Source organism: Desulfoprunum benzoelyticum, from assembly GCF_014201505.1.
Taxonomy (GTDB): domain Bacteria; phylum Desulfobacterota; class Desulfobulbia; order Desulfobulbales; family Desulfocapsaceae; genus Desulfoprunum; species Desulfoprunum benzoelyticum.
The window spans coordinates 61750-80938 of the sequence record NZ_JACHEO010000009.1; the positions used below are offsets into that span (position 1 = coordinate 61750).

Here is a 19189-nt window from a genome sequence, read left to right on the forward strand (position 1 = left end):
CCTCCCTGTCTCTGCAACGATAAGTGTCGCCGATGGGAAAATCAATGCGGGCGGATGGTGGAGAATGCCTCATGGCCGGGGCTGCATGCCGGCGGCCCGGCGGAATATCAGAGGTTGCCGGTGGCGAGGCGCAGCTGTTCGTTCGCCAGGCGGCCATCGATATAAAGTGCCAGGGCGGAGATCGCCCGGTCGCAGGTCGTGAACACCGGGACCCCGTTGTCGGCGAGACTGTCGCGCAGGGGGTTGTACATCCGACCGCCATCGACGACGGTGACGATCGGTTTGTCGCTGCGGCCGACCAGATCGATCATCATCTCCCGGATACTGCCGGGGGCTTCCATGTCGTAAGGCGATTGCCCGCCGCCGGCGAGGGTGCGGGTCGACGGGGAGAGGGGATCGAGGCCGATCACCACCCCGTCGACACCTTCGTCCTCCACCAGGGCCTCGGCGATCCCGACATGGGTCTCGTCGTCGGCGGCCGGGGTGATATCGAGGGGGTTGCGCAGTGTGACCAGTGGCGTCAGCCCCTTGCGCTCGATGATGGCGGCGATTCTCTTCTCTGTGGTTGCCGAGAAGCGGGCCAGCTGCATGTGGTAATCGTCCGAGTCGATCGAATCGGCCATGCCGACGGCCTCGAAGCCGGCGCCGCTGGCCGCCGCCAGCCGGTTGCCGGCGATCTTTTTACCGTGCAGGTTCTCGGCGAGCAGGAACAGATCCTGGAACTCGGTGAAGTTGGCGGCGACCATCGCCCCGGCCTGGCGGACGCAGTTTTCACAGACCACATAGTCGCCGGCGAGGGAGGCCGTGTGGCTGCTGGTGGCGGCCTTGCCCTCCGGGGTCCGGCCGGCCTTGTAAAAGACGATCTCCTTGCCGGCCAGCACCGCCTCGCGGACGGCCCGGCAGAAGTGGAGCCCGTCGAGCTCCTGGAACCCTTCGGCGTAGACGGCGATGACATCGACTTCGTTCGAACCCTTGAAGTAGTACAGCATGTCGCCGAGGCTGAGGTCGGTCTGGTTGCCCATCGAGATCATGTAGGCCGGCCGCAGCTCCGGACACTGGTGGCTGCGGTTGAGCATGAAGGCCCCGCTCTGACTCACCAGGGCGGCGCGGCGGAAGGAGGTGCCCCGCTCCTTCGGCAGTTTCGCCTCGGGGATGAACCAGGTGTCGTAGCGGCCGGGGCGGGAGATGATCCCCATGCTGTTGGCCCCGAGAAAAACGGGGCCGCCGTGATCACGGCCATGGCGGGCGTGAATGGCGGCGACGACCTGTTCGGCCCGCTCCCGGCTGTTCATCGTCTCCCCCATCGCCCCGGGGATCAGCAGGACGCTGTCGGCGGCGTCGAGAGCGATGATCTCCGTTATCAGCGCCGGCACCCCGGTGGCGTTGATGGCGACGACCAGGAGATCGATTTTTTTCTCGAGCCTGGCGAGCGAGGGAATGCAGGGGATCGCGGCGATCGTCTCCTCCTTGTCATGGATGATCACGAGGTTTTGCGGGTTGAAACCGGCGGCGATGATGTTGTCGACGATGATCCGGCCGAAGTTGTGACGGGAGGCCGAAACCCCGATGATGCCGATGGTGGTGGGATGCAGCAGGTTGTCGATTTTGGTGATCGGCCGCTGCGATACGGCCGCCTTGTCCTGTGAGAAGCGGCACATGCCGTCGAGGGGGACCATCAGGAAATCGGTGAAGGCGAAGGGGTTGATCTCCAGCTCCTCGATGACGAACGGGGTGTCCGGGCTTTTGGGGGAGTAGTAATTGGCCATCGCGATGAACGAGGCAAAGCATTCGATCAACTGATCGTCGGTGACGATCCGCCGCTGCCCCCGGGTGAGACCGGCCATCTTGCGGTAGGCAATGGTCCGGGTGAACAGATTGAAAAAGGAGAGGCCATCGTGCATGGCGGTCGAGGCGGTCACCACCGCCTGTCCTTTGCGGAACCGGCTGGCGTAGAGTTCGGTATCGGTTCCCCCCAGACCGGCACTGATGATCATGCCGAACTCGCGGGAACGGCGCAGCCCGACGATCAGTTCGTTGCCGAAGGCATTGGAATCCGGCGGCATGTACTGGACCTGGAGGATCCCGAGAAGATCGCGGCTGATTGCGGCAAGCAGACGCTCGCCGTCGAGCTGGGCGTAGGCCGCGGGGGCCGATTCCGGGTGCTGCCGGATCAGCCTGGCGTAGTTGTCCGGCACCTCATGGAGTATCCGTCTGCTCGCGGAGCGAATGGCATGCGGTGAATTGTCGACGATCCGGACGCCGCCGACGTCGGTCTTGTGGATGATGGTCGGCGAGACGATCTTGAGCACCGACCTTCCGCCCGGCAGGGCGGTCAGATCTTCATCGCTCAGGTGGGCGCCGCGAGGGATAAACCGCGCCCTGGGCGCCGTCTCCGCCCCGGAACTGGATAGCAGCCGGTAGACTTCGTATTCAAAGAGAAAGTTGCGGCCCTCCTGCCCCGCCTCTTGGAACAGGCTGGTGATGACATCGAACTGGATGAGTGGGTTCATCGGGGGCGGCTGATGGTCAGGGATTGACCCGGTGGTAGGTGATGACGGTGAACGGTTGCGATCCGAGGTGTTGTTCACGCGTTGTCTCCTGAAAGATCTGCGGATCGAATTCGGGGAAAAAGGTGTCGCCGTCGACGACCTGATCGATGACCGAGAGGATGATCCCGGTCGCCAGCGACAGGGCCTTCCTGAAGATCTGGGCGCCACCGATGATGAACACCCGCGGTTGGCCGGCGCAGTGGGCAAGGGCGCGCTCGAGCGTCGGCACAACCACTACACCGGGCGGAGCGAAATCGGGGTTCCGGCTGAGGACGATGTTTTCCCGGCCCGGCAGAGCGCCGTTCGACAGGGAGTCGAAGGTCCTTCTGCCCATGATGATCGGGTGGCCCATCGTCGTGGCCTTGAAGAAACCGAGCTCTTCCGGGATATGCCATGGGATTGCGCCGTTCTTGCCGATAGTCCGGTTGGCGGCCATGACGGCGATGAGCAGAATATCCATGACGAGATGCCTGGGAGAGAAGGAAATTATATTGAATAACGATGGTTTCCTATTTATTGCTACCAAATTATACCTGCTTCCGGGTATGAATACAACCAACAGGAACGGGTTCGGGGGGTGACGATCCGACTGGCCGGCCCGGTCCGAACGCGATAGCAGGCTGAAAACCGAAGGAGGGGATGGATGACCGCGATGTCGGGGATGAAGAGATCGTGCGTGGCGTAAATGGGGGGACGGGGCGTTCACTTGCCTTTATCCACCTCCTGATGGTGATCTGTGCCGCCCTGGTCTCGACCTCGTTTACGGTCGGGGCGGCGATCGCCGCCGGCCTCGATCCGGCGGTCCTGACCCTGGTCCGTTTCCTGGTCGCCACCGCCATGCTCGGCCCGTATGTGGCGCTGCGGCACGGGACGCAGTTTTCGTGGTCGCTGTTCGGTCGCGCCGCTCTGATCAGCCTGTGCCTGGTAATCTTTTTCTGGTGCATGTTCCTCGCCCTCCGCTACACCACCGCCCTCAATACCAGCGTCATCTTCACCCTCGTCCCCTCGATTGCCGGGATCTATGCCGTTTTCCTGGTCCGGGAGCGGCTGGCGGCGCGGCAGCTCGCCGCCCTCGCCGTCGGCATGATCGGGGCGGTATGGGTGATCTTCAGGGGTGATCCGGCCCTGCTGCTGGCGATGGCCTGGAACCGCGGCGACGTCATCTTCTTCGGCGGCTGCCTGGCGATGGGGCTGTACACCCCCCTGGTGCGGCGGCTGCACCGGGGCGAAGCGATGGTGGTGCTGACCTTCTGGATCCTCGTCACCGGCAGCCTCTGGCTCCTGCTCCTGACCGCCGGCCGCCTGCCCCAGGTTCCCTGGGCCGAAGTGCCGCTCATGGTCTGGGCCGGAATCGCCTATCTCGCCCTCTTTACGACGGTGATCTCCTTTTTCCTCACCCAGTATGCCATCCCCATTATCGGCCCGACCCGGGTCATGGCCTATTCCTACTGCTATCCGGGAATGGTGGTGATCCTCGACCTGGTCTTCGGCCACGGCCTGCCCGATCTCATGGTCCTGCCGGGGGTCGTCATCGTGATCGCCGCGATGCTGGTCCTGCAGTACGATCGCGCCGGGCGCTGAACCTGCCCGATCGTGCCGCCGCCTCTCAGGGGATGAGGGGATAGCGGTTTTCCACGGTATGGATGGCGCCCTGCGGCGTCAGGCGGCTCGAGTAGAGGATGAACTCCTCCACCGGGATTTCTTCGGTGATGAAGGCGGCGTGGGCGGCGGCAAACTTCCTGTCGCCGGCGGCCGGGGTCTTGATCCGGGCGATGGTGATATGGGGCGAATAGCTGCGCGTTTCGCCAATGATGCCGCAGGGGACCAGACTGGCCTCGATCAGACCTTGGAGCCGGTGGAGCAGGGGCTGGGGCCGGACCCCGGCCCAGATGATCCGGGCCGGTCCCCGCGGCGGGAAACAGCCGATGCCCTGAATTGTGATCGCAAAGGGCGGTGCGGCGATGGCGGCCAGGGCCTGCCGGATCGGCTGGAGCCGCTGGTCATCGACTGCGCCGATGAAGGTCAGGGTAAGGTGGAGCTGGTGAGCCGGGACCGCACGGGCGCCGGGCACCTGCCGACCCAGCTGGTGCAGGCGGTCCTGGATCGCCGTCGGGATATCGACGGCGGTGAACAGTCGTGTCATCGGGGATCCTCCTCCGGGCTGGGATTGTCTTCGGCGAGCTGGAGGATGGCCTGGTTGGCGATGATCAGGCCGAAGATCCCGGTCAGGGTCGGCAGGCTGCCCAGCACCCGCCGGCGGCGGCCGCGCTGGTCGAAGGGCGAGACCTCCGGATAGACCCCGTCCTCCGGTTCCTGGTAGTCGAAATCGATGTCCTCGGTCGAAAAGACACAGTGGATGCCGCGGCCGACCCCGCTCTTCTTCAGCTTCTTGCGCAGGCGCCGGGCCAGGGGACATTTGCGGGTATCGAACAGGTCGGCCTGGCGGATCTGCAGCGGATCGGCACGCAGGGCCGCCCCCATCGACGAGATCACCGGGATGCCGCGGCCGTAGGCCGCTGTCAGCAGCTGGGCCTTGGGATTGAGGGAGTCGATGGCATCGACCAGCAGGTCCGGCGGCGGCGCGAGGATCTCCTCGGCGGTCCGGTCGTCGGCAAAGAGCGGCAGGGCCTCGACCCGGCAGTCGGGATTGATGGCGAGCACCCGCTCCCGCGCCACCTCGGTTTTGAGGCGGCCGATGGTCGAGGTCAGGGCGAGGATCTGGCGGTTGAGATTGGACGGCTGCACGGTATCGAAATCGACCAGGCGGAGCCGGCCGATCCCGGCCCGGGCCAGGGCCTCGACAACGTGGCCGCCGACGGCGCCGAGGCCGACGACGGTGACGAAGCGACACTGCAGCCGGTCGAACCGTTCCTCACCGAGGAAGCAGCGAATCCGCGTAAATCTCTCCATTGTTCCAGATCCGGTGAATGAAATTCTCAAGGTCAATCTGCCGCAACTCGGCCGCCTCCCGGTACAGGGCGAGGATGTTCGCCGGTTCGTTGAGCGGCGGTGTTGCCGCCGTTTTCAAGGCGAACGGCAGCTGGTCGGGGGCATCGGTTTCCAGCAGGATGCGGTGGAGCGGGGTGGCGACAAAGACCCGGCGCAACCGCTCCCGTTTGGGGTCGGTCAGTCCGGCCGAGAAAGAGAGCCAACAACCGAGCCTGACCAACCGCTGCATGATCTCGCTCGAGCCGCTGAACGAGTGGATCATGGTTGGCGGCAGCGCAGCGATTTTCGCCTGGTGTTCCAGTATTTCGCGCAACCGGCCCCAGCAGCCGAGACAGTGGAGCGACAGCGGCCGCTTGAGCCGTGTTGCCAGTTGCAGCTGGCGGGAGAAGATCTCCTCCTGCCGCTCCATCGCCACCGGGCATTTCCGGTCCAGCCCGATTTCGCCGATGCCGCACCGGCTGGTTTCCAGGATCATCGTCAGCCGCTTCTCCCAACCGGCACTCGCCGTCCCGGCATGCCAGGGATGGATGCCGACAAAGGGGATGACCGCCGCCGAAATTGAGGCGAGACCGAGCACCTCCGCCCAGTCCGCCTCCGCGGTGGCGTTGCAGAACATCCGGGCGACCCCGGCCGCCGCCGCCCGGGCGAGGACGTCGTTGCGGATCGCGGCCAGACGGGGATCCTGCAGGTGCAGGTGGCTGTCGAGGCAGTGGCGGCCGACCATGTCATTCATTCCACGAGAACAGGGTGGCGGCAATCACCAGGGCGACGACGGTGCCCAGCAGCAGGATCCCGCACTCGAAGTGGACGTCGGCAAAAGTTCCGCCCTCGTTCATGACCCGACGGGCGGCGGTGAGGAGGTGGGTCAGGGGCAACAGCCGCGACAGGTCGTTGACCCAGGCCGGTGATCCCTCGAGCGAGAACCAGACCTCGGAGAGGAACATCATCGGCCAGGTGATGAAGTTCAGCACCCCGCTGGCGAACTCCTCGCTCGTCCCGCGGGCCGCGAGAATCAGGCCGATGGAGCAGAGATTGAGTCCGCCGAGGGCAAAGATCGCAAAGAGCAGCAGCAGTGAGCCGCGAACCTGGAAATGGAACAGCAGATCGGCGCCGATCCAGACGACGCAGAGGGTGAAGAGGATCAGACAGATGCGGGAGAACATCTGGGCGCTGAGGTATTCGAGGGCGGTCAGGGGGGTGGCTCGCAGCCGCTTCAGCGCCCCGTTCTTGCGGTAACGGACGATGACGTAGCCGACGCCCCACAGCGCCGAGAACATCATGTTCATCGCCAGAATGCCGGGCATCAGCCAGTCGATGTAGCGGATCTGCCCGCCTCTGGTGACGCCTTTTTCCGGAACGGGCCTGCCGATCATGAACGAGGCGAGGTAGATCCGTTCGGCGAGGGACCCGTCGGGGGAGGAGTCGTTGAGCCAGTAGGCGTGGGTCGGCGACGTCGCGTCGATCAGCAGCGAGATCTGGTGGCGGCTGAGGCGGGTCTCGCCGTCCGCTTTGTCGGCGACCGGGACGAGGATGATATGGCGGTCGGAGCGGAAGGCATCCGGCATCGAGGTTACCGAAGATACCGACAGCGCGGCCTCGGGGGGGAAGACCCCGACCTTGAACTGCTTGAATTCCCGGCCATTGAAGATGATGCCGAAACCGACGATGATCAGGAAGGGGAAGGCGAAATTCCAGCCGAAGGAGGCCCGATCGCGGAAGAATTCGGCATTTCTGGCGACAAAGATCGCCCACATGCGGTGAAGGTTCATTGGTGTGTGCGGTACTGCTGGAGGTTCTGGCTCGGAAGCGTCATCATTCACGCAGCCTCTTGCCGGTAAGATGGAGGAAGACGTCCTCGAGGTTGGGCGAGTGGATAAAGATCCCCCGCAGGTCGATGTCCATCTCCATCAGGGCCTGCAGGCCCTGATGAATCTCGTCGAGGTGAATGACAAGGGTCGCCTCGTCCCGCTCTTCGACAGCGAACGGGAGCGAAGGGGGAATCCGGGTGGACGCGGTCTTCGGCAGGATGATCGAGTTCATTCCGCCGTACTGCCGGATCAGTTCGGCGGGCGAGCCGGCGGCGATGATCAGTCCCTGGTCGACGATGGCGATCTTATCGCAGAGATATTCCGCTTCTTCCATCGAGTGGGTGGTGAGGATCAGAGTCCGACCCTCGGCCTTGAACTGGCCGACGATATCCCAGAGATTGCGGCGGGCCTGGGGGTCGAGGCCGGTCGACGGTTCGTCGAGGAAGATCAGCCGGGGCTGGTTGAGCAGGGCCAGGGCCAGCATCAGGCGCTGGGTCTGGCCGCCGGACAGCCTGTCGTTGCGGCGCTGTCGGATGTCGGCGAGGTCGCAGCGGTCGATGATCTCTTCAAGGTCGGCGGGACGGTGGTAGAGCCTGGCGAACGTTTTCAGGGTCTCCTCGACGGAGAGGAAGTTGAGCAGCGAGGTATGCTGGAACTGGATGCCGACCTCCTCCCGGAAACTTGCGGTGCGGCGATGGCCGTCAAAGAGGACCTCACCGCTGGTTGGTTTGATGATGTCTTCGATGATTTCGAGGGTGGTGGTCTTGCCGGCCCCGTTCGGCCCGAGGAGACCGAAACAGATGCCGGGTTCGACGTGGAAGGAGATATCCCGCACGGCCTCGACGGCACCGTAGCGCTTGCGGAGATGGAGGACCTCGAGGATGGGATGCATGCAGACACCGGAGAAGTGGTTTGCGGACGAACCGGGCAGAGTCTGGGATACGGGCCCTGGACAGACGGTATTGACTGTACCATATCTGGGAGCGGACATAAACCGCGAGTGTTGATGGAGGCCGGAGAACGAAGCCCCGCCGGTTGCAGGCAAAACCTCCTTGACATGCAATCGATAATTACATACATTTAGTAATAATTCCTAAAAAGGGGGCGTGATGCAGCTACGTATGACCAACCAGCGGGAGATTATTCTCACTGAGTTGAAAAAAAGCGGCAGCCATCTGAGCGCCGATGAGCTCTATGAGCGGGTCCGTCGCATCATTCCGCGATTGAGCCTGGCAACCGTCTACCGCAATCTTGAAATTCTCTCAAATCTCCATCTGATCGCCAAACTGGAGGTCGGTGGACGGCAGAAACGCTTTGACTATGATGTCAGCGATCATGATCATATCTACTGTATCGTCTGCCATCGGGTTGATAATATCGAGTTGAACAGGGAGCAGGTATCGACTGTTGCCGCAGAGGGGCGGCAGGGGTATACTGTGACCGGATATCGTCTCGAATTTGCTGGGATATGCCCAGAATGTCAGAAAAAAATGAACAAGGAAATGAACAAGGAGACCAACGAATGAACTGTGGATGCGGATGTGCATGCAGCGGCAATGCCAATACACTCTCGGATGAACATAAACAGATCCTGGCCGCGATGGAGAAATGCGGCGGTCCGTGTGGTACCAAAGATATCGCAGCCGCCACCGGCTATGAAACGAAGAGTCTCAGTGCCAAGATCGCCGATCTCAAGAAGCAGGGCTATGTCGATAGTCCTGTCCGCTGCAAATACGGTATCACCGATCAGGGGCGCACTGTCCTGAAATCCTGATCCTGGCGCCGTCATGATGTGTAGAGGCCCCGTACGCTCCGGCGTATGGGGCCTCTCGTGTTTGCGGGGACGACCATCAGGCGCGCATCATCTGTCGGAGGACGTAGGGCAGGATACCGCCGTGTCGGTAATACAGAACATCAATCTCAGTATCGAGACGGCAGATCGTCGGGAAGATGATTTCCCTGCCGTCGGCCTTGCGGGCGGTGACTGTGATGGTCGAGCGGGGCGACAGGTTCGTCAATCCGGAGAAGGAATAGATCTCGGTGCCGTTCAGGCCGAGGCTGTCGGCGCTTTCTCCCTCTTGAAAGACCAGCGGCAGAACCCCCATCCCCACCAGGTTGTTGCGATGGATCCGTTCGTAGGATTCGGCGATGACCATTCTGATCCCGAGCAGCCTGGTGCCCTTGGCCGCCCAGTCGCGGGAGGACCCGGTGCCGTACTCCCTGCCGGCGAGAACAAGCAGGGGGACCCCTTCGGCCTGGTAGCGCATCGCCGCTTCATGGATGAAGACGATGTCATTCTCCGGAAATTTGCGGGTGAAACCGCCTTCCTTCCCTCCGGCCAGCAGGTTTTTGATCCGGATATTGGCGAAGGTCCCCCGGATCATGACCTCGTGGTTGCCGCGCCGGGACCCATAGGAGTTGAAGTGGTCCGGGGAAATCCCCTGCGCGACGAGATGCAGCCCGGCGGGATAGCGTTCGGCGATGGTTCCGGCCGGGGAGATATGATCGGTGGTCACCGTGTCGCCGAGACGGACCAGGACCCTGGCGCCGGCGATGTCGACCGGGGGGGAGGGGTCCGGGGTGAGGCCGTCGAAATAGGGAGGTCTCCTGATATAAGCGGAATCAGGCTGCCACGGATAGGTGGTGCTTTCCTCCGCCGGCAGCTTCTGCCAGAATGCATCGCCATCGAAAATGTGCCGGTATTCGCTGGCATAGGCCTCGCTGGTGACGTGGGAGGCGATCAATGCCTCGATTTCGGCGGTGGAAGGCCAGAGTTGTGACAGGAACACCGGTTGTCCGTTGGGGTCGCAGTCGAGGGGCTCGGTTTCGAGATCGATATCGATCCTGCCGGCGATGGCAAACGCCACGACCAGCAGCGGCGAGGCGAGAAAATTGCTTCTGACCCGTTGGTGGATCCGCGCCTCGAAATTGCGGTTGCCGGAGAGCACCGCCGCCACGTTCATCCCGTGCTGTTCGATCAAGCTCTCGATTGCCGGGTGCAGAGGGCCGCTGTTGCCGATGCAGGTCGTGCAGCCGAAGGCGGCAAGATGGAAGCCGAGGGCCTGGAGATAGGGGGTGAGGCCGGCGGCATCGAGATACCTGACCACGACCTTCGATCCTGGGGCAAAGGAGGTCTTGACATAGGTCGGGACCTTCAGTCCGCGCCGTACCGCATTCCGCGCCAGAAGGCCGGCGCCGATGAGGACAAAGGGATTGGAGGTGTTGGTGCAGGAGGTGATGGCGGCGATGACGACACTGCCGTCACTGATTCGCACCGGGGCGCCGTTGATCTCGCAGGCGAATTCCCGGCGGTGTACCGTAAGGCACTCGCTGCTTTGCGGTTCGCTGCAGCCCGACTCCTGCTGAAAGGTCAGAATCTCCGGCACTTTGACGTCCCGCTCGTAGCTGCAACCGAGGATGCCGGCAAAGGTCGATTTCATCGCCGCAAGGGGGACACGATCCTGCGGTCGAGCCGGTCCGGCGAGGCAGGGGGTGATCGTCGTGAGGTCGAAATCGATGATGTCGGTGTACTCCCGCTGACCATCGGCTCCCAGGTACAACAGACCGTTGGCCCGGGCGTAGGCCTCGGTGATATCGGCCTGGAGACCGCGGTTGGTGAGGCGGAGATAGTCGATGGTCCGACCGTCGATCGGAAAGTAACCGAGGGTGGCGCCGAATTCGGGGGTCATGTTGGCGATCGTGGCCCGGTCGGGGACCGTGAGGTTGGCCAGTCCGGGGCCGAAGAATTCGACGAATTTCTCGACGACATGGTACTGCCGCAGGCGCTGGGTCAGGGTGAGAACGATGTCGGTGGCGGTGACCCCGGCATTCGGGCGGCCGAGCAGTCTGACCCCGATGACTTCGGGGATGGACATCGAATACGGTTGGCCGAGCATGACCGCCTCGGCCTCGATGCCGCCGACCCCCCAGGCCATGACGCCGATGCCGTTGATCATCGGGGTGTGCGAGTCGAGACCGACGGCGGTGTCGGGGTAGAGCAGGCGGTAGTTTTCCCGCTGTTCGGCGATGACCACCCGGCCGAGGTGTTCGAGATTGACCTGGTGGCAGATTCCCGAGTTCGGCGGGACCACGTTGAAGTTGGCGAAATTCTTCTGTGCCCACTTCAGCAGGGCGTAGCGTTCGCCGTTGCGTTCGTATTCCCTGGCGACATTGGTGCCGAGGCTGTCGACGGTGCCGGAGCAATCGATCTGGACACTGTGATCGACGACCAGTTCCACCGGCACCTGGGGGTTGACCCGTCGCGGCTCCCCGCCGAGAGCGCGGACGGCATCGCGCATCGCCGCGAGATCGACCACCGCCGGCACGCCGGTAAAGTCCTGCATCAGCACCCGTGCCGGGTGATAGGCGATCTCGACCGGTTGCCGGTAGGTTTTCCGCCAGTTGGTGATCGCCGCCAGGTCCTGGTCGGAGACGATGACGCCGTCATGGCGGCGCAGCAGGTTTTCGACGAGGATCCGGATGGAGAAGGGCAGTCGGTCGATGCTGCCGAAGCCGAGGCCGGATAATTCCGGCAACGCATGGTAGCGATAGGATGTACCGTTGATGAGAAGGTCTTTGAGAAGGGCTGGGTAGGACATATCCGCTCCGTCAGAAGGTTGGTTGGAAGGTTTGCAGGGACAGGGGAAGAGCTCACGGTATGGAAAAATGGCGGTAAAGTCGTGCCTTGGCCGTTCCGCCTGCTGTCTTCAAGTGTACTGGAATTTTGACAGCACGACAGGGAAAAGAGTGTGGAGTGGAGAAAAAACCTGAAAATGTGGTATGTTGAAACGAAAACAACAATGGCCTCTATCGCCGATATGGAAACGGGAATGGAAAGATGAAGACGGTTCTTCGCAAGAGCGCGGTGCAGATCCTCCTCGGTCTGGTTGTCGCACTGACGCTGTTTCTGCCTGGCCTGCTGTTCAACCTGTTCGCCGAAACGCCGCTGACCTGGTTTGAGTTGAAATATCTGTGGATGTTCTGGGCCTTCGGGATCGTCCTCTGCGCCTGCCCCAGTTTCCGGCTGTCGGCGACGGTCCTGACCGGCCTGGCGGTCCTTGAACTGACCCAGTTCGCCAGCCTCGCCTTTACCCACGAATACATCACGCCCTTTTCCATTGGCCTGATGCTGATCGAATACCTCGATGTCGCCGAATCGACGGTCGCCAACAGCGTCCATTTTCTGCATGTGCCGCTTGTCGTGCTGCTGCCCTATCTCCTCTGTCTCGAGATCCTGCGCCGGACCTGGAGCTTTTCCTTCAAAAGCCGCTGGTTTCTGATCTTCGTGATTGCCTTCCTCGCCTTTCCTCTGGTCCGGATCAAGACCCACACCGACCGTGACGATTTCGTCAATTTTTTCCCGACGGCCAGAAATCCCACCCTCGTCAACACCCTCAACTCCTACTCGCTCTACTTTGGCGTGCTGTTGCCGGAGAGTCTGTTCGGGGGGACGGTCAAGCATCAATTCCCGGAGTATGAGATCCGCGAGACCGATATCCCGCCATCGCCGCTGACGGTCGTCCTGGTGATGGGGGAGAGCCTGACGCCGAACCATATGTCACTGTATGGCTATGGGCGCAAGACGACGCCGTTTCTCGAGGAGATGGCCGGCGATCCCGATTTTGTCCACCGCAAGGGCTACGCCGCCGCCAACGCCACCCGCGCGGCCCTGCCGATGTTCTATACGCTGCAGTACCATCCGCTCGACGAAAACCGGCTCAGGCGCCAGGATTCCAACCTCTTCCTGCTGGCGAAACAACACGGTTTCAGGACCTGGTATCTTTCCGCCCAGAACAGCAATTGTCTCAATGGCGTCAACCTCGATTCGATCGATGTCATGATCACCGCCGACACGGAGCCGGAGCTGTTCGAGCGGGAAAAGGACGAAGGGTTGCTGCAGCTGGTGCGGAAGGTGCCGGCCGGCGGCAAAAATTTCATTGTCGTCCACCAGCGCAATGTCCATCTTCCCTACCAGGCCAATATCGAACACCGGCCGGCGTTCCACCGCTTTCCGACCGAAGATCTTCCCTTCGAGGAATCGACCATCAACGCCTACGACAATGCCGTTCTCTATGCCGACGACCTGTATCGGCAGCTGCTCCGGGAATTGCGGGAGAAGACGGAAGGCCCGCTCTATGTCGTCATGACCTCCGATCACGGTGAGAATCTGGGGGAAAACGGCCACTGGGGCCACGACCGGCTCGACCTGGTGTCGGCGGTGGTGCCGATCATGTTCTATGCCAGGGGCGGCGACGGCCGGTACCTCCGGGAGATGCGGGAGCATCCGCCCGGCACTCATTACCAGTTGGGAAAAATGATTGCCCGGATGCTCGGTTATGACATCCGTAATCCGGCGGAAGAGGACGGGATTGTCTACGTCAACGGCGTCGCCTCATTGGGGCGCAGCGGCTATATGCGGTTTCGGGTGACGGACGACGGCGAGCGGCGGGACCTGCGGGTCATCCAGTCACCGTTTGCCGCCGTGGAGGGAGATAAGTCGGAGAAGGAATCAGGGACCTCTCAATCCATCCCCAGGTAGGCCTTCTGGACCAGCGGGTTTTTCTTCAGATTTTCGGCAGTGTCGCTGACGACGATCTCGCCGGTCTGCAGTACGTAGCCGCGATGGGCGATCGACAGGGCCATGAGGGCATTCTGCTCGACCAGGAGAATGGTCGTTCCCTTGTCGTTCAGGGTCTTGATGATATCGAAGATCAGTTCCACCAGTACCGGCGCCAATCCCATCGACGGCTCGTCGAGCATCAGGATGCCGGGATCGAGCATCAGACCGCGGGCGATCGCCAGCATCTGCTGCTCGCCGCCGGACAGGGTGCCGCCATACTGACTCAGCCGTTCCTTGAGCCGGGGAAAAAGGGAAAAGCCGTACTCCATCCGTTCCTGTATCAGCCGGTGATCGGTAACGGTGAAGGCGCCCATCTCCAGATTTTCCTTGACGGTCAGCTTGGGGAAGATGCCGCGGCCCTCCGGGACATGGCCGAGACCGGCGAGAACGATGGCATGCGGCTCCATCTTCGAGATATCCTTGCCGTACAGGGTGATGGCGCCGGCGCTGGGGTGCATCATCCCGGAGATGGTCCGCAGCGTCGTGCTCTTGCCGGCGCCGTTGGAGCCGATCAGGGAGACGATCTCGCCCTCATTGACCTCGACACTGATCCCCTTCAGGGCGTGGATATGGCCGTAATGACTGTGGACGTTGGCCAGCGAGAGGACGCTCATATCAGTTTTTCCTCGTGTTGGCCGGCGACCGCGCCGCGGCCGAGATAGGCCTCGATGACCCGCGGGTTGGAACGGATCTCGGCCGGAGTCCCCTCGGCGATTTTCTCGCCGTAATCCATGACGCAGATGTGTTCGGAGATGTTCATGACGACTCGCATGTCGTGTTCGATCAGGAGGATGGTGATGCCGCGATCGTCGCGGATGCTGCGGAACAGTCGGGTCACGTCCTCGGTCTCCTGGGGATTCATGCCGGCCGCCGGTTCATCGAGGAGCAGCAGGAGCGGATCGGCAGCCAGGGCCCTGGCGATCTCCAGCCGTCGCTGGGCCCCATAGGGCAGATTCTTCGCCAGTTCATTGCCGACTCCCCGGAGGCCGACGTACTGCATCAGCTTCACCGCCTTGTTTTCGGCCTCGGCCTCTTCCGCCTTGAATTTCCGGAGGTGGAGGAGGGTGGCGAGGGGCGACTGCCGCAGGTGGACGTGCATCCCGACCAGGATGTTTTCGACCACCGACATCTCGCCGAACAGGCGGATGTTCTGAAAGGTCCGGGAGATGCCGCGGGCGGCGATCTGGTCGGGGCGGAGTCCGACCAGAGAACGACCGTTGAAGTTGATTTCGCCCCCGTCCGGGCTGTAGATGCCGGTCAAGGTGTTGAAGAAGGTCGTCTTGCCGGCGCCGTTCGGGCCGATGATGCTGACGATCCGTCCCGGCTCCAGCTGGAAGTTGACCTTGTTGATAGCCGTCAGGCCGCCGAACACCTTCATGACATTGATTGTTTCAAGAAGCGCCATCTGCATTCCGTCCTATTGTTCAGTCACCGCTTCTTCCCCGGCGAGCCTGCGCTTTCTGCGCTTGGCCGGAATCAGCCCGCCCGGGCGGAAGATCATCATCAGGATCAGGATCAGGCCGAACAGCAGGCGCTGGTATTTGGCCGGATCGAGTTGGGTGGAGAGATCGCGCCAGGCGAAATTGATCAGCGGGATGACGGCGTCGCTCTGCCGCAGTTCGCTCAGGTACAGCGAGAAACCCTGCAGGATCTGGAGGTTCAGCAGCGTTACGGTCGCGGCCCCAAGGATCGCCCCCGGGATGCTCCCTGACCCGCCGAGAATGACCATCGTCAGCACCCCGATCGACTGCATGAAGGAGAAGGACTCGGGACTGATGAAGGTGCGGCTGGCGGCGAGCAGGACCCCCATGACCCCGGCGAACGATGCCCCCATGGCGAAGGCCGCCAGCTTCATCCGCACCAGGGGGATGCCCATGGCGATGGCGGCGGTCTCATCCTCGCGCACGGCCGTCCAGGCCCGGCCGATCTTCGAGTCATCGATCCTGCGGGTGACGAAGATGATGACGATGATCATCGCCAGGGCCAGAAAGTAGAACATGACGTTGTACATGTCGGCGATGCTGGCCTGATGGCCGATGAGGCTGCCGAAGACGTTGTTGAAACTGTCGACCAGGGGCTCGGGCATGGTGGGCCGCTGGATCGGGGTGATGCCCTGCGGGCCGTTGGTGAAGTTCAGCGGTTTATCGAGGTTGTTGGCCAGCACGCGGATGACCTCGCCGAACCCGAGGGTGACGATGGCGAGGTAGTCGCCGCGCAGCCGCAGGACCGGGAGACCAAGGAAAACCCCGGTAATCGCCGCGACGATGATCGCCAGAAACATGAAGAGATAGAAGGCGTCGCCCGGCAGCAGGAAGGGCAGATTCGACGGCTGGGTCCCCGGGGCGAAGTGGAGGACGTAAAACTGCTGCGAGCCGAAGAAGGCCCAGAGATAGGCGCCGACGGCATAAAAGGCGACATAGCCGAGATCGAGCAGGCCGGCGAAGCCGACGACGATATTGAGGCCGAGGGCGAGGGCGGCGAAGACGCAGATCTGGAAGATGACCTCGAGATAGAAGATGTTGCGGACCCCGACCACCGGAATGACCACCAGGGCCAAGAGGACGCCGGCGACGATCTTGAACCGGGTGTCGGCCTTGAAGTAGTAGAGGGAGAAGAACGAACTCACCAGGGCGAGAAAGGCGAGGCTCGAACGCGGCGTCGAGTAGACCAGGAACGTGCCGAGGAGGGTGTGGCCGATGATGATGGCACAGGGCCACAGGCCGTGGTTGAATCGGTCGAACAACTGCCTGAAACCGGTAGTGATCATGGCGTGCTCCCTCCTATGCCTTCTGGCCGACGTTTTCGCCCATCAGGCCCTGCGGCCGGAAGATCAGGACGAGGATCAGGATGCTGAAGGCGAAGATGTCCTTGTACTCCGAGCCGGCGGCGCCCATGGTGAAGACTCCCATGTAGGAACCGGCAAAGGTTTCGAGCATGCCGAGGACGATGCCGCCGAGCAGGGCGCCGGTGAGGTTGCCGATGCCGCCCAGGACCGCGGCGGCGAAGGCCTTCAGCCCGGGGAAGAAGCCGACGAAGGGGTCGATCCGGGTGAACTTCAGGGCGTACAGGACACCGGCGGCGCCGCCGAGCAGGCCGCCGACCAGAAAGGTGATCGAAATGATGCGGTTGACATTGATCCCCATCAGGCTGGCGGTGGGCCGGTCCTGGGCGACGGCACGGATGGCCTTGCCGATCCGGGTGGCGTTGACCAGGTAATTGAGTCCCATCAGCATCAGCATCGCCGCGACGATGACGATGATCGACTTGATCGATATGCCGAGGTTGATGGTCGTCTCCCCGAGGGCCAGTTTGCCGAAGTTGAGGCGCTGATCGAAGTTGCCGAAGGAGGGGAAAATGCGATTGAAATCACCGGTCGTCAATCCTTCGACCAGGCGGATGAGGTCCTGCAGCAGAAAGGAGACGCCGATCGCCGAGATCAGCGGCACCAGGCGCGAAGCCCCGCGCAGGGGGCGATAGGCGACGCGTTCGACCGTCACGGCCAGGGCCCCGGCGGCGACCATCCCGGAGATGATGGCAAAGGTCAGCAGGACATAGGACATTCCGAGGGAGGCGCTCCGCAGCAGGCCGCTGTGGTCGAGGGCGATGAGAATCTCGACCCCGACGAAGGCCCCGACGGCGAAGATTTCGCTGTGGGCGAAATTGATGAACTCCAGGACGCCGTAGACCATGGTATAGCCCAGGGCGATCGCCGCGTAGACGAAGCCGATGGTCAAGCCGTCGATCACGACCTGAGGAAGATTGACCAGGGTATAGGTGTACAGGGAGACATTGTACTTGTCCTGGAGGGCAAGTCCGACGGCGGTCTGGTCAAGTCCCAGGGCAAGCGTCAGGACGATGCTCGACAGGACGATCGCGCTGCCCAGAGAAAAGACCACCATCTGCCCTAACGGCCGGATAAGCTCACGGGCGTTGATTGACTGTAAAAAACGGTTCATAGGGACTCCCCGGGGAAGAACTTCCGGCCCTTTCCCAGAGAAAAGGACCGGAAGGAAGCGTGCTCAGGAAGCCTTATTGCTGAGGAGGGGCGATATCGAGGGTTTTGACGATGGAGTTCTTGCTCCACTTCGCCGGGTCGGCGGAATTGACCTTGAGGACGAAGTATTTGGCGACGGTCGGGTCGCCGATCTGGTTGAAGGTAAAGGTGCCGGTGATCCCGGGGAAATTCTTCAATTCACGGACGGCCTGGGCGACCGCGGCACGGGTCGGGACGGCACCGTCGGCGGCCTTGGCCGCATTCTCGATGGCCTTGAGGATGATGGCCATGCTGTCATAGCCCTGGGCGGCGAACGGCTGGGGATCTGAATTGTATTTCGCCTTGAAATCGGCGATGAACTTGGCGGTGCCGGCATAGACCGAGGCCGGGCCGGAGACCGTCGAATAGTAGGAGCCGCCGCCGTCGATCAGCGTCTGTCCGGCGATCTTGGAGGCATCGGAGGAGTCGAAGCCGTCGTCGCTCAGAAACGTGCCGGCATAACCACGTTCACGGGCCTGTTTGAACAGGACGGCAGCCTGGGAATACATGCCGCCGAAGTAGACCAGGTCGGGATTGCCGGCAAGGATCGGTGACAGCAGGGCATCGAAGTTCGCCTTCTCTTCGGTTCCCTCGAATCCCAGGACCTTCATCCCGATTTCGTCCGCCCGTTTCTTGAAGAATTCGGCAATGCCCTGGCCGTAGGCGGTCTTGTCGTGGAGGACGAACACCGTCTTGGCGCCCAGGCCGAGGGCGAAGTCGGCGCCGACGACACCCTGGACGTCGTCACGACCGACGATGCGGTTGATTTCCATGTACCCGCGGGTGGTGACCTTCGGGTTGGTGTTGGCCGGCGAGACGTTGGCGAGACCGGAGGTGTGGTAGACCTCCGAGGAGGGGATCTGGACGCCGGAGTTGTAATGGCCCATGATCGCCAGGATGGCCGGGTCGGAGACGATGCGCTTGGCATTGGCGACGCCGGTGTCAGGATTGGCCTGATCGTCGAAGGGGGCGAGCTCGACCTTGAACCCCATGTCTGCAAGAGGCTTGCCGAGCTGTTCGAGGGCCAGTTCGGCCCCTCTCTTCATATCAACGCCGACCACCGATTGATCGCCGGAGAGCGGAGACTGGGTGGCGACCTTGATGGCCTTGGAGTCGGCGGCCGAGGCCAGGCCGCAGGCGGTGACGGTCATACTGGCAGCTACGAACAGAGAAAAGACTTTAGACATGTGTTTGAACATACTCCCTCCTTCTTTGAATGGATCAACAGATG

General features: G+C 62.3%; 17 protein-coding genes. 4 read left to right on the forward strand and 13 right to left on the reverse strand.

Annotated features, from left to right (window positions below):
- Window positions 1-107 precede the first annotated feature (107 nt).
- Window positions 108-2510 (reverse strand): acetate--CoA ligase family protein, encoded by a 2403-nt coding sequence (locus HNQ81_RS09165; RefSeq protein WP_183350600.1) that lies wholly within the window; start codon window positions 2508-2510, stop codon window positions 108-110.
- Between the two features lie 16 nt (window positions 2511-2526).
- Window positions 2527-3009 carry a dihydrofolate reductase gene (locus tag HNQ81_RS09170; protein WP_183350601.1) on the reverse strand — a complete coding sequence of 161 codons (483 nt, stop codon included), beginning with the start codon at window positions 3007-3009 and terminating at the stop codon, window positions 2527-2529.
- Window positions 3010-3188: 179 nt separating this feature from the next.
- Here HNQ81_RS09170 and HNQ81_RS09175 point away from each other — a divergent pair, with 179 nt between their 5' ends.
- On the forward strand, window positions 3189-4130 hold the full coding sequence (locus tag HNQ81_RS09175) for a DMT family transporter (protein ID WP_183350603.1): 942 nt from the start codon (window positions 3189-3191) through the stop codon (window positions 4128-4130).
- 25 nt (window positions 4131-4155) lie between these two features.
- Here the strand turns inward: HNQ81_RS09175 and thpR are convergent, their stop codons facing one another.
- From thpR to HNQ81_RS09200, 5 genes are read right to left on the reverse strand one after another with little or no spacing between them, the layout of a single operon-like run.
- Entirely contained in the window at window positions 4156-4692 is a 537-nt protein-coding gene (gene thpR / locus HNQ81_RS09180; RefSeq protein ID WP_183350605.1) for an RNA 2',3'-cyclic phosphodiesterase, read from the reverse strand.
- Window positions 4689-5459, reverse strand: a complete 771-nt coding sequence (locus tag HNQ81_RS09185; protein ID WP_183350607.1) for a tRNA threonylcarbamoyladenosine dehydratase — start codon at window positions 5457-5459, stop codon at window positions 4689-4691. Before HNQ81_RS09185 ends, thpR begins: the two co-directional genes overlap by 4 nt.
- A complete protein-coding gene (locus HNQ81_RS09190; RefSeq protein ID WP_183350609.1) occupies window positions 5422-6231 on the reverse strand; it encodes a TatD family hydrolase in 810 nt (269 codons plus the stop codon). The genes HNQ81_RS09185 and HNQ81_RS09190 overlap by 38 nt, the downstream gene beginning before the upstream one ends.
- A complete protein-coding gene (locus HNQ81_RS09195) occupies window positions 6224-7267 on the reverse strand; it encodes an ABC transporter permease (RefSeq protein WP_183350611.1) in 1044 nt (347 codons plus the stop codon). The genes HNQ81_RS09190 and HNQ81_RS09195 overlap by 8 nt, the downstream gene beginning before the upstream one ends.
- Window positions 7268-7310: 43 nt before the next feature.
- Window positions 7311-8198, reverse strand: a complete 888-nt coding sequence (locus HNQ81_RS09200; protein WP_183350614.1) for an ABC transporter ATP-binding protein — start codon at window positions 8196-8198, stop codon at window positions 7311-7313.
- A gap of 217 nt (window positions 8199-8415) precedes the next feature.
- Between HNQ81_RS09200 and HNQ81_RS09205 the strand changes: the two genes are divergently transcribed.
- The gene (locus HNQ81_RS09205; protein WP_183350616.1) at window positions 8416-8832 is read left to right on the forward strand and encodes a Fur family transcriptional regulator; all 417 of its coding nucleotides are present in this window, start codon (window positions 8416-8418) and stop codon (window positions 8830-8832) included.
- Window positions 8829-9080, forward strand: coding sequence for a DUF8462 domain-containing protein (locus HNQ81_RS09210; protein WP_183350618.1), 252 nt, complete (start codon window positions 8829-8831; stop codon window positions 9078-9080). The genes HNQ81_RS09205 and HNQ81_RS09210 overlap by 4 nt, the downstream gene beginning before the upstream one ends.
- A 76-nt stretch (window positions 9081-9156) precedes the next feature.
- Here the strand turns inward: HNQ81_RS09210 and acnA are convergent, their stop codons facing one another.
- Entirely contained in the window at window positions 9157-11904 is a 2748-nt protein-coding gene (acnA, locus tag HNQ81_RS09215; RefSeq protein WP_183350621.1) for an aconitate hydratase AcnA, read from the reverse strand.
- A 239-nt stretch (window positions 11905-12143) separates the two neighbouring features.
- On the opposite strand from acnA, the gene HNQ81_RS09220 reads away from it, so the two are divergent.
- Window positions 12144-13844 carry a phosphoethanolamine transferase gene (locus tag HNQ81_RS09220; protein ID WP_183350623.1) on the forward strand — a complete coding sequence of 567 codons (1701 nt, stop codon included), beginning with the start codon at window positions 12144-12146 and terminating at the stop codon, window positions 13842-13844.
- Here the strand turns inward: HNQ81_RS09220 and HNQ81_RS09225 are convergent.
- From HNQ81_RS09225 to HNQ81_RS09245, 5 genes are all read right to left on the reverse strand, one after another.
- Entirely contained in the window at window positions 13826-14539 is a 714-nt protein-coding gene (locus tag HNQ81_RS09225; RefSeq protein WP_183350625.1) for an ABC transporter ATP-binding protein, read from the reverse strand. The two genes, HNQ81_RS09220 and HNQ81_RS09225, sit on opposite strands and share 19 nt — an antisense overlap.
- Complete coding sequence (locus HNQ81_RS09230) at window positions 14536-15330, reverse strand: ABC transporter ATP-binding protein (RefSeq protein ID WP_183350627.1); 795 nt, start codon at window positions 15328-15330, stop codon at window positions 14536-14538. Before HNQ81_RS09230 ends, HNQ81_RS09225 begins: the two co-directional genes overlap by 4 nt.
- 12 nt (window positions 15331-15342) lie before the next feature.
- Window positions 15343-16692, reverse strand: a complete 1350-nt coding sequence (locus HNQ81_RS09235; protein WP_183350629.1) for a branched-chain amino acid ABC transporter permease — start codon at window positions 16690-16692, stop codon at window positions 15343-15345.
- A 13-nt stretch (window positions 16693-16705) separates the two neighbouring features.
- Window positions 16706-17881, reverse strand: coding sequence for a branched-chain amino acid ABC transporter permease (locus HNQ81_RS09240; RefSeq protein WP_183350631.1), 1176 nt, complete (start codon window positions 17879-17881; stop codon window positions 16706-16708).
- Between the two features lie 73 nt (window positions 17882-17954).
- Window positions 17955-19157, reverse strand: a complete 1203-nt coding sequence (locus HNQ81_RS09245) for a branched-chain amino acid ABC transporter substrate-binding protein (RefSeq protein ID WP_221270855.1) — start codon at window positions 19155-19157, stop codon at window positions 17955-17957.
- Between the last annotated feature and the right edge of the window lie 32 nt (window positions 19158-19189).

Coding starts and splice junctions, on each gene's coding strand:
- HNQ81_RS09165 (WP_183350600.1), bottom strand. CDS start 2,510: ATGAACCCACTCATCCAGTTCGATGTCATCACCAGCCTGTTCCAAGAG.
- HNQ81_RS09170 (WP_183350601.1), bottom strand. CDS start 3,009: ATGGATATTCTGCTCATCGCCGTCATGGCCGCCAACCGGACTATCGGC.
- HNQ81_RS09175 (WP_183350603.1), top strand. CDS start 3,189: ATGGATGACCGCGATGTCGGGGATGAAGAGATCGTGCGTGGCGTAAAT.
- thpR (WP_183350605.1), bottom strand. CDS start 4,692: ATGACACGACTGTTCACCGCCGTCGATATCCCGACGGCGATCCAGGAC.
- HNQ81_RS09185 (WP_183350607.1), bottom strand. CDS start 5,459: ATGGAGAGATTTACGCGGATTCGCTGCTTCCTCGGTGAGGAACGGTTC.
- HNQ81_RS09190 (WP_183350609.1), bottom strand. CDS start 6,231: ATGAATGACATGGTCGGCCGCCACTGCCTCGACAGCCACCTGCACCTG.
- HNQ81_RS09195 (WP_183350611.1), bottom strand. CDS start 7,267: ATGAACCTTCACCGCATGTGGGCGATCTTTGTCGCCAGAAATGCCGAA.
- HNQ81_RS09200 (WP_183350614.1), bottom strand. CDS start 8,198: ATGCATCCCATCCTCGAGGTCCTCCATCTCCGCAAGCGCTACGGTGCC.
- HNQ81_RS09205 (WP_183350616.1), top strand. CDS start 8,416: ATGCAGCTACGTATGACCAACCAGCGGGAGATTATTCTCACTGAGTTG.
- HNQ81_RS09210 (WP_183350618.1), top strand. CDS start 8,829: ATGAACTGTGGATGCGGATGTGCATGCAGCGGCAATGCCAATACACTC.
- acnA (WP_183350621.1), bottom strand. CDS start 11,904: ATGTCCTACCCAGCCCTTCTCAAAGACCTTCTCATCAACGGTACATCC.
- HNQ81_RS09220 (WP_183350623.1), top strand. CDS start 12,144: ATGAAGACGGTTCTTCGCAAGAGCGCGGTGCAGATCCTCCTCGGTCTG.
- HNQ81_RS09225 (WP_183350625.1), bottom strand. CDS start 14,539: ATGAGCGTCCTCTCGCTGGCCAACGTCCACAGTCATTACGGCCATATC.
- HNQ81_RS09230 (WP_183350627.1), bottom strand. CDS start 15,330: ATGGCGCTTCTTGAAACAATCAATGTCATGAAGGTGTTCGGCGGCCTG.
- HNQ81_RS09235 (WP_183350629.1), bottom strand. CDS start 16,692: ATGATCACTACCGGTTTCAGGCAGTTGTTCGACCGATTCAACCACGGC.
- HNQ81_RS09240 (WP_183350631.1), bottom strand. CDS start 17,881: ATGAACCGTTTTTTACAGTCAATCAACGCCCGTGAGCTTATCCGGCCG.
- HNQ81_RS09245 (WP_221270855.1), bottom strand. CDS start 19,157: ATGTTCAAACACATGTCTAAAGTCTTTTCTCTGTTCGTAGCTGCCAGT.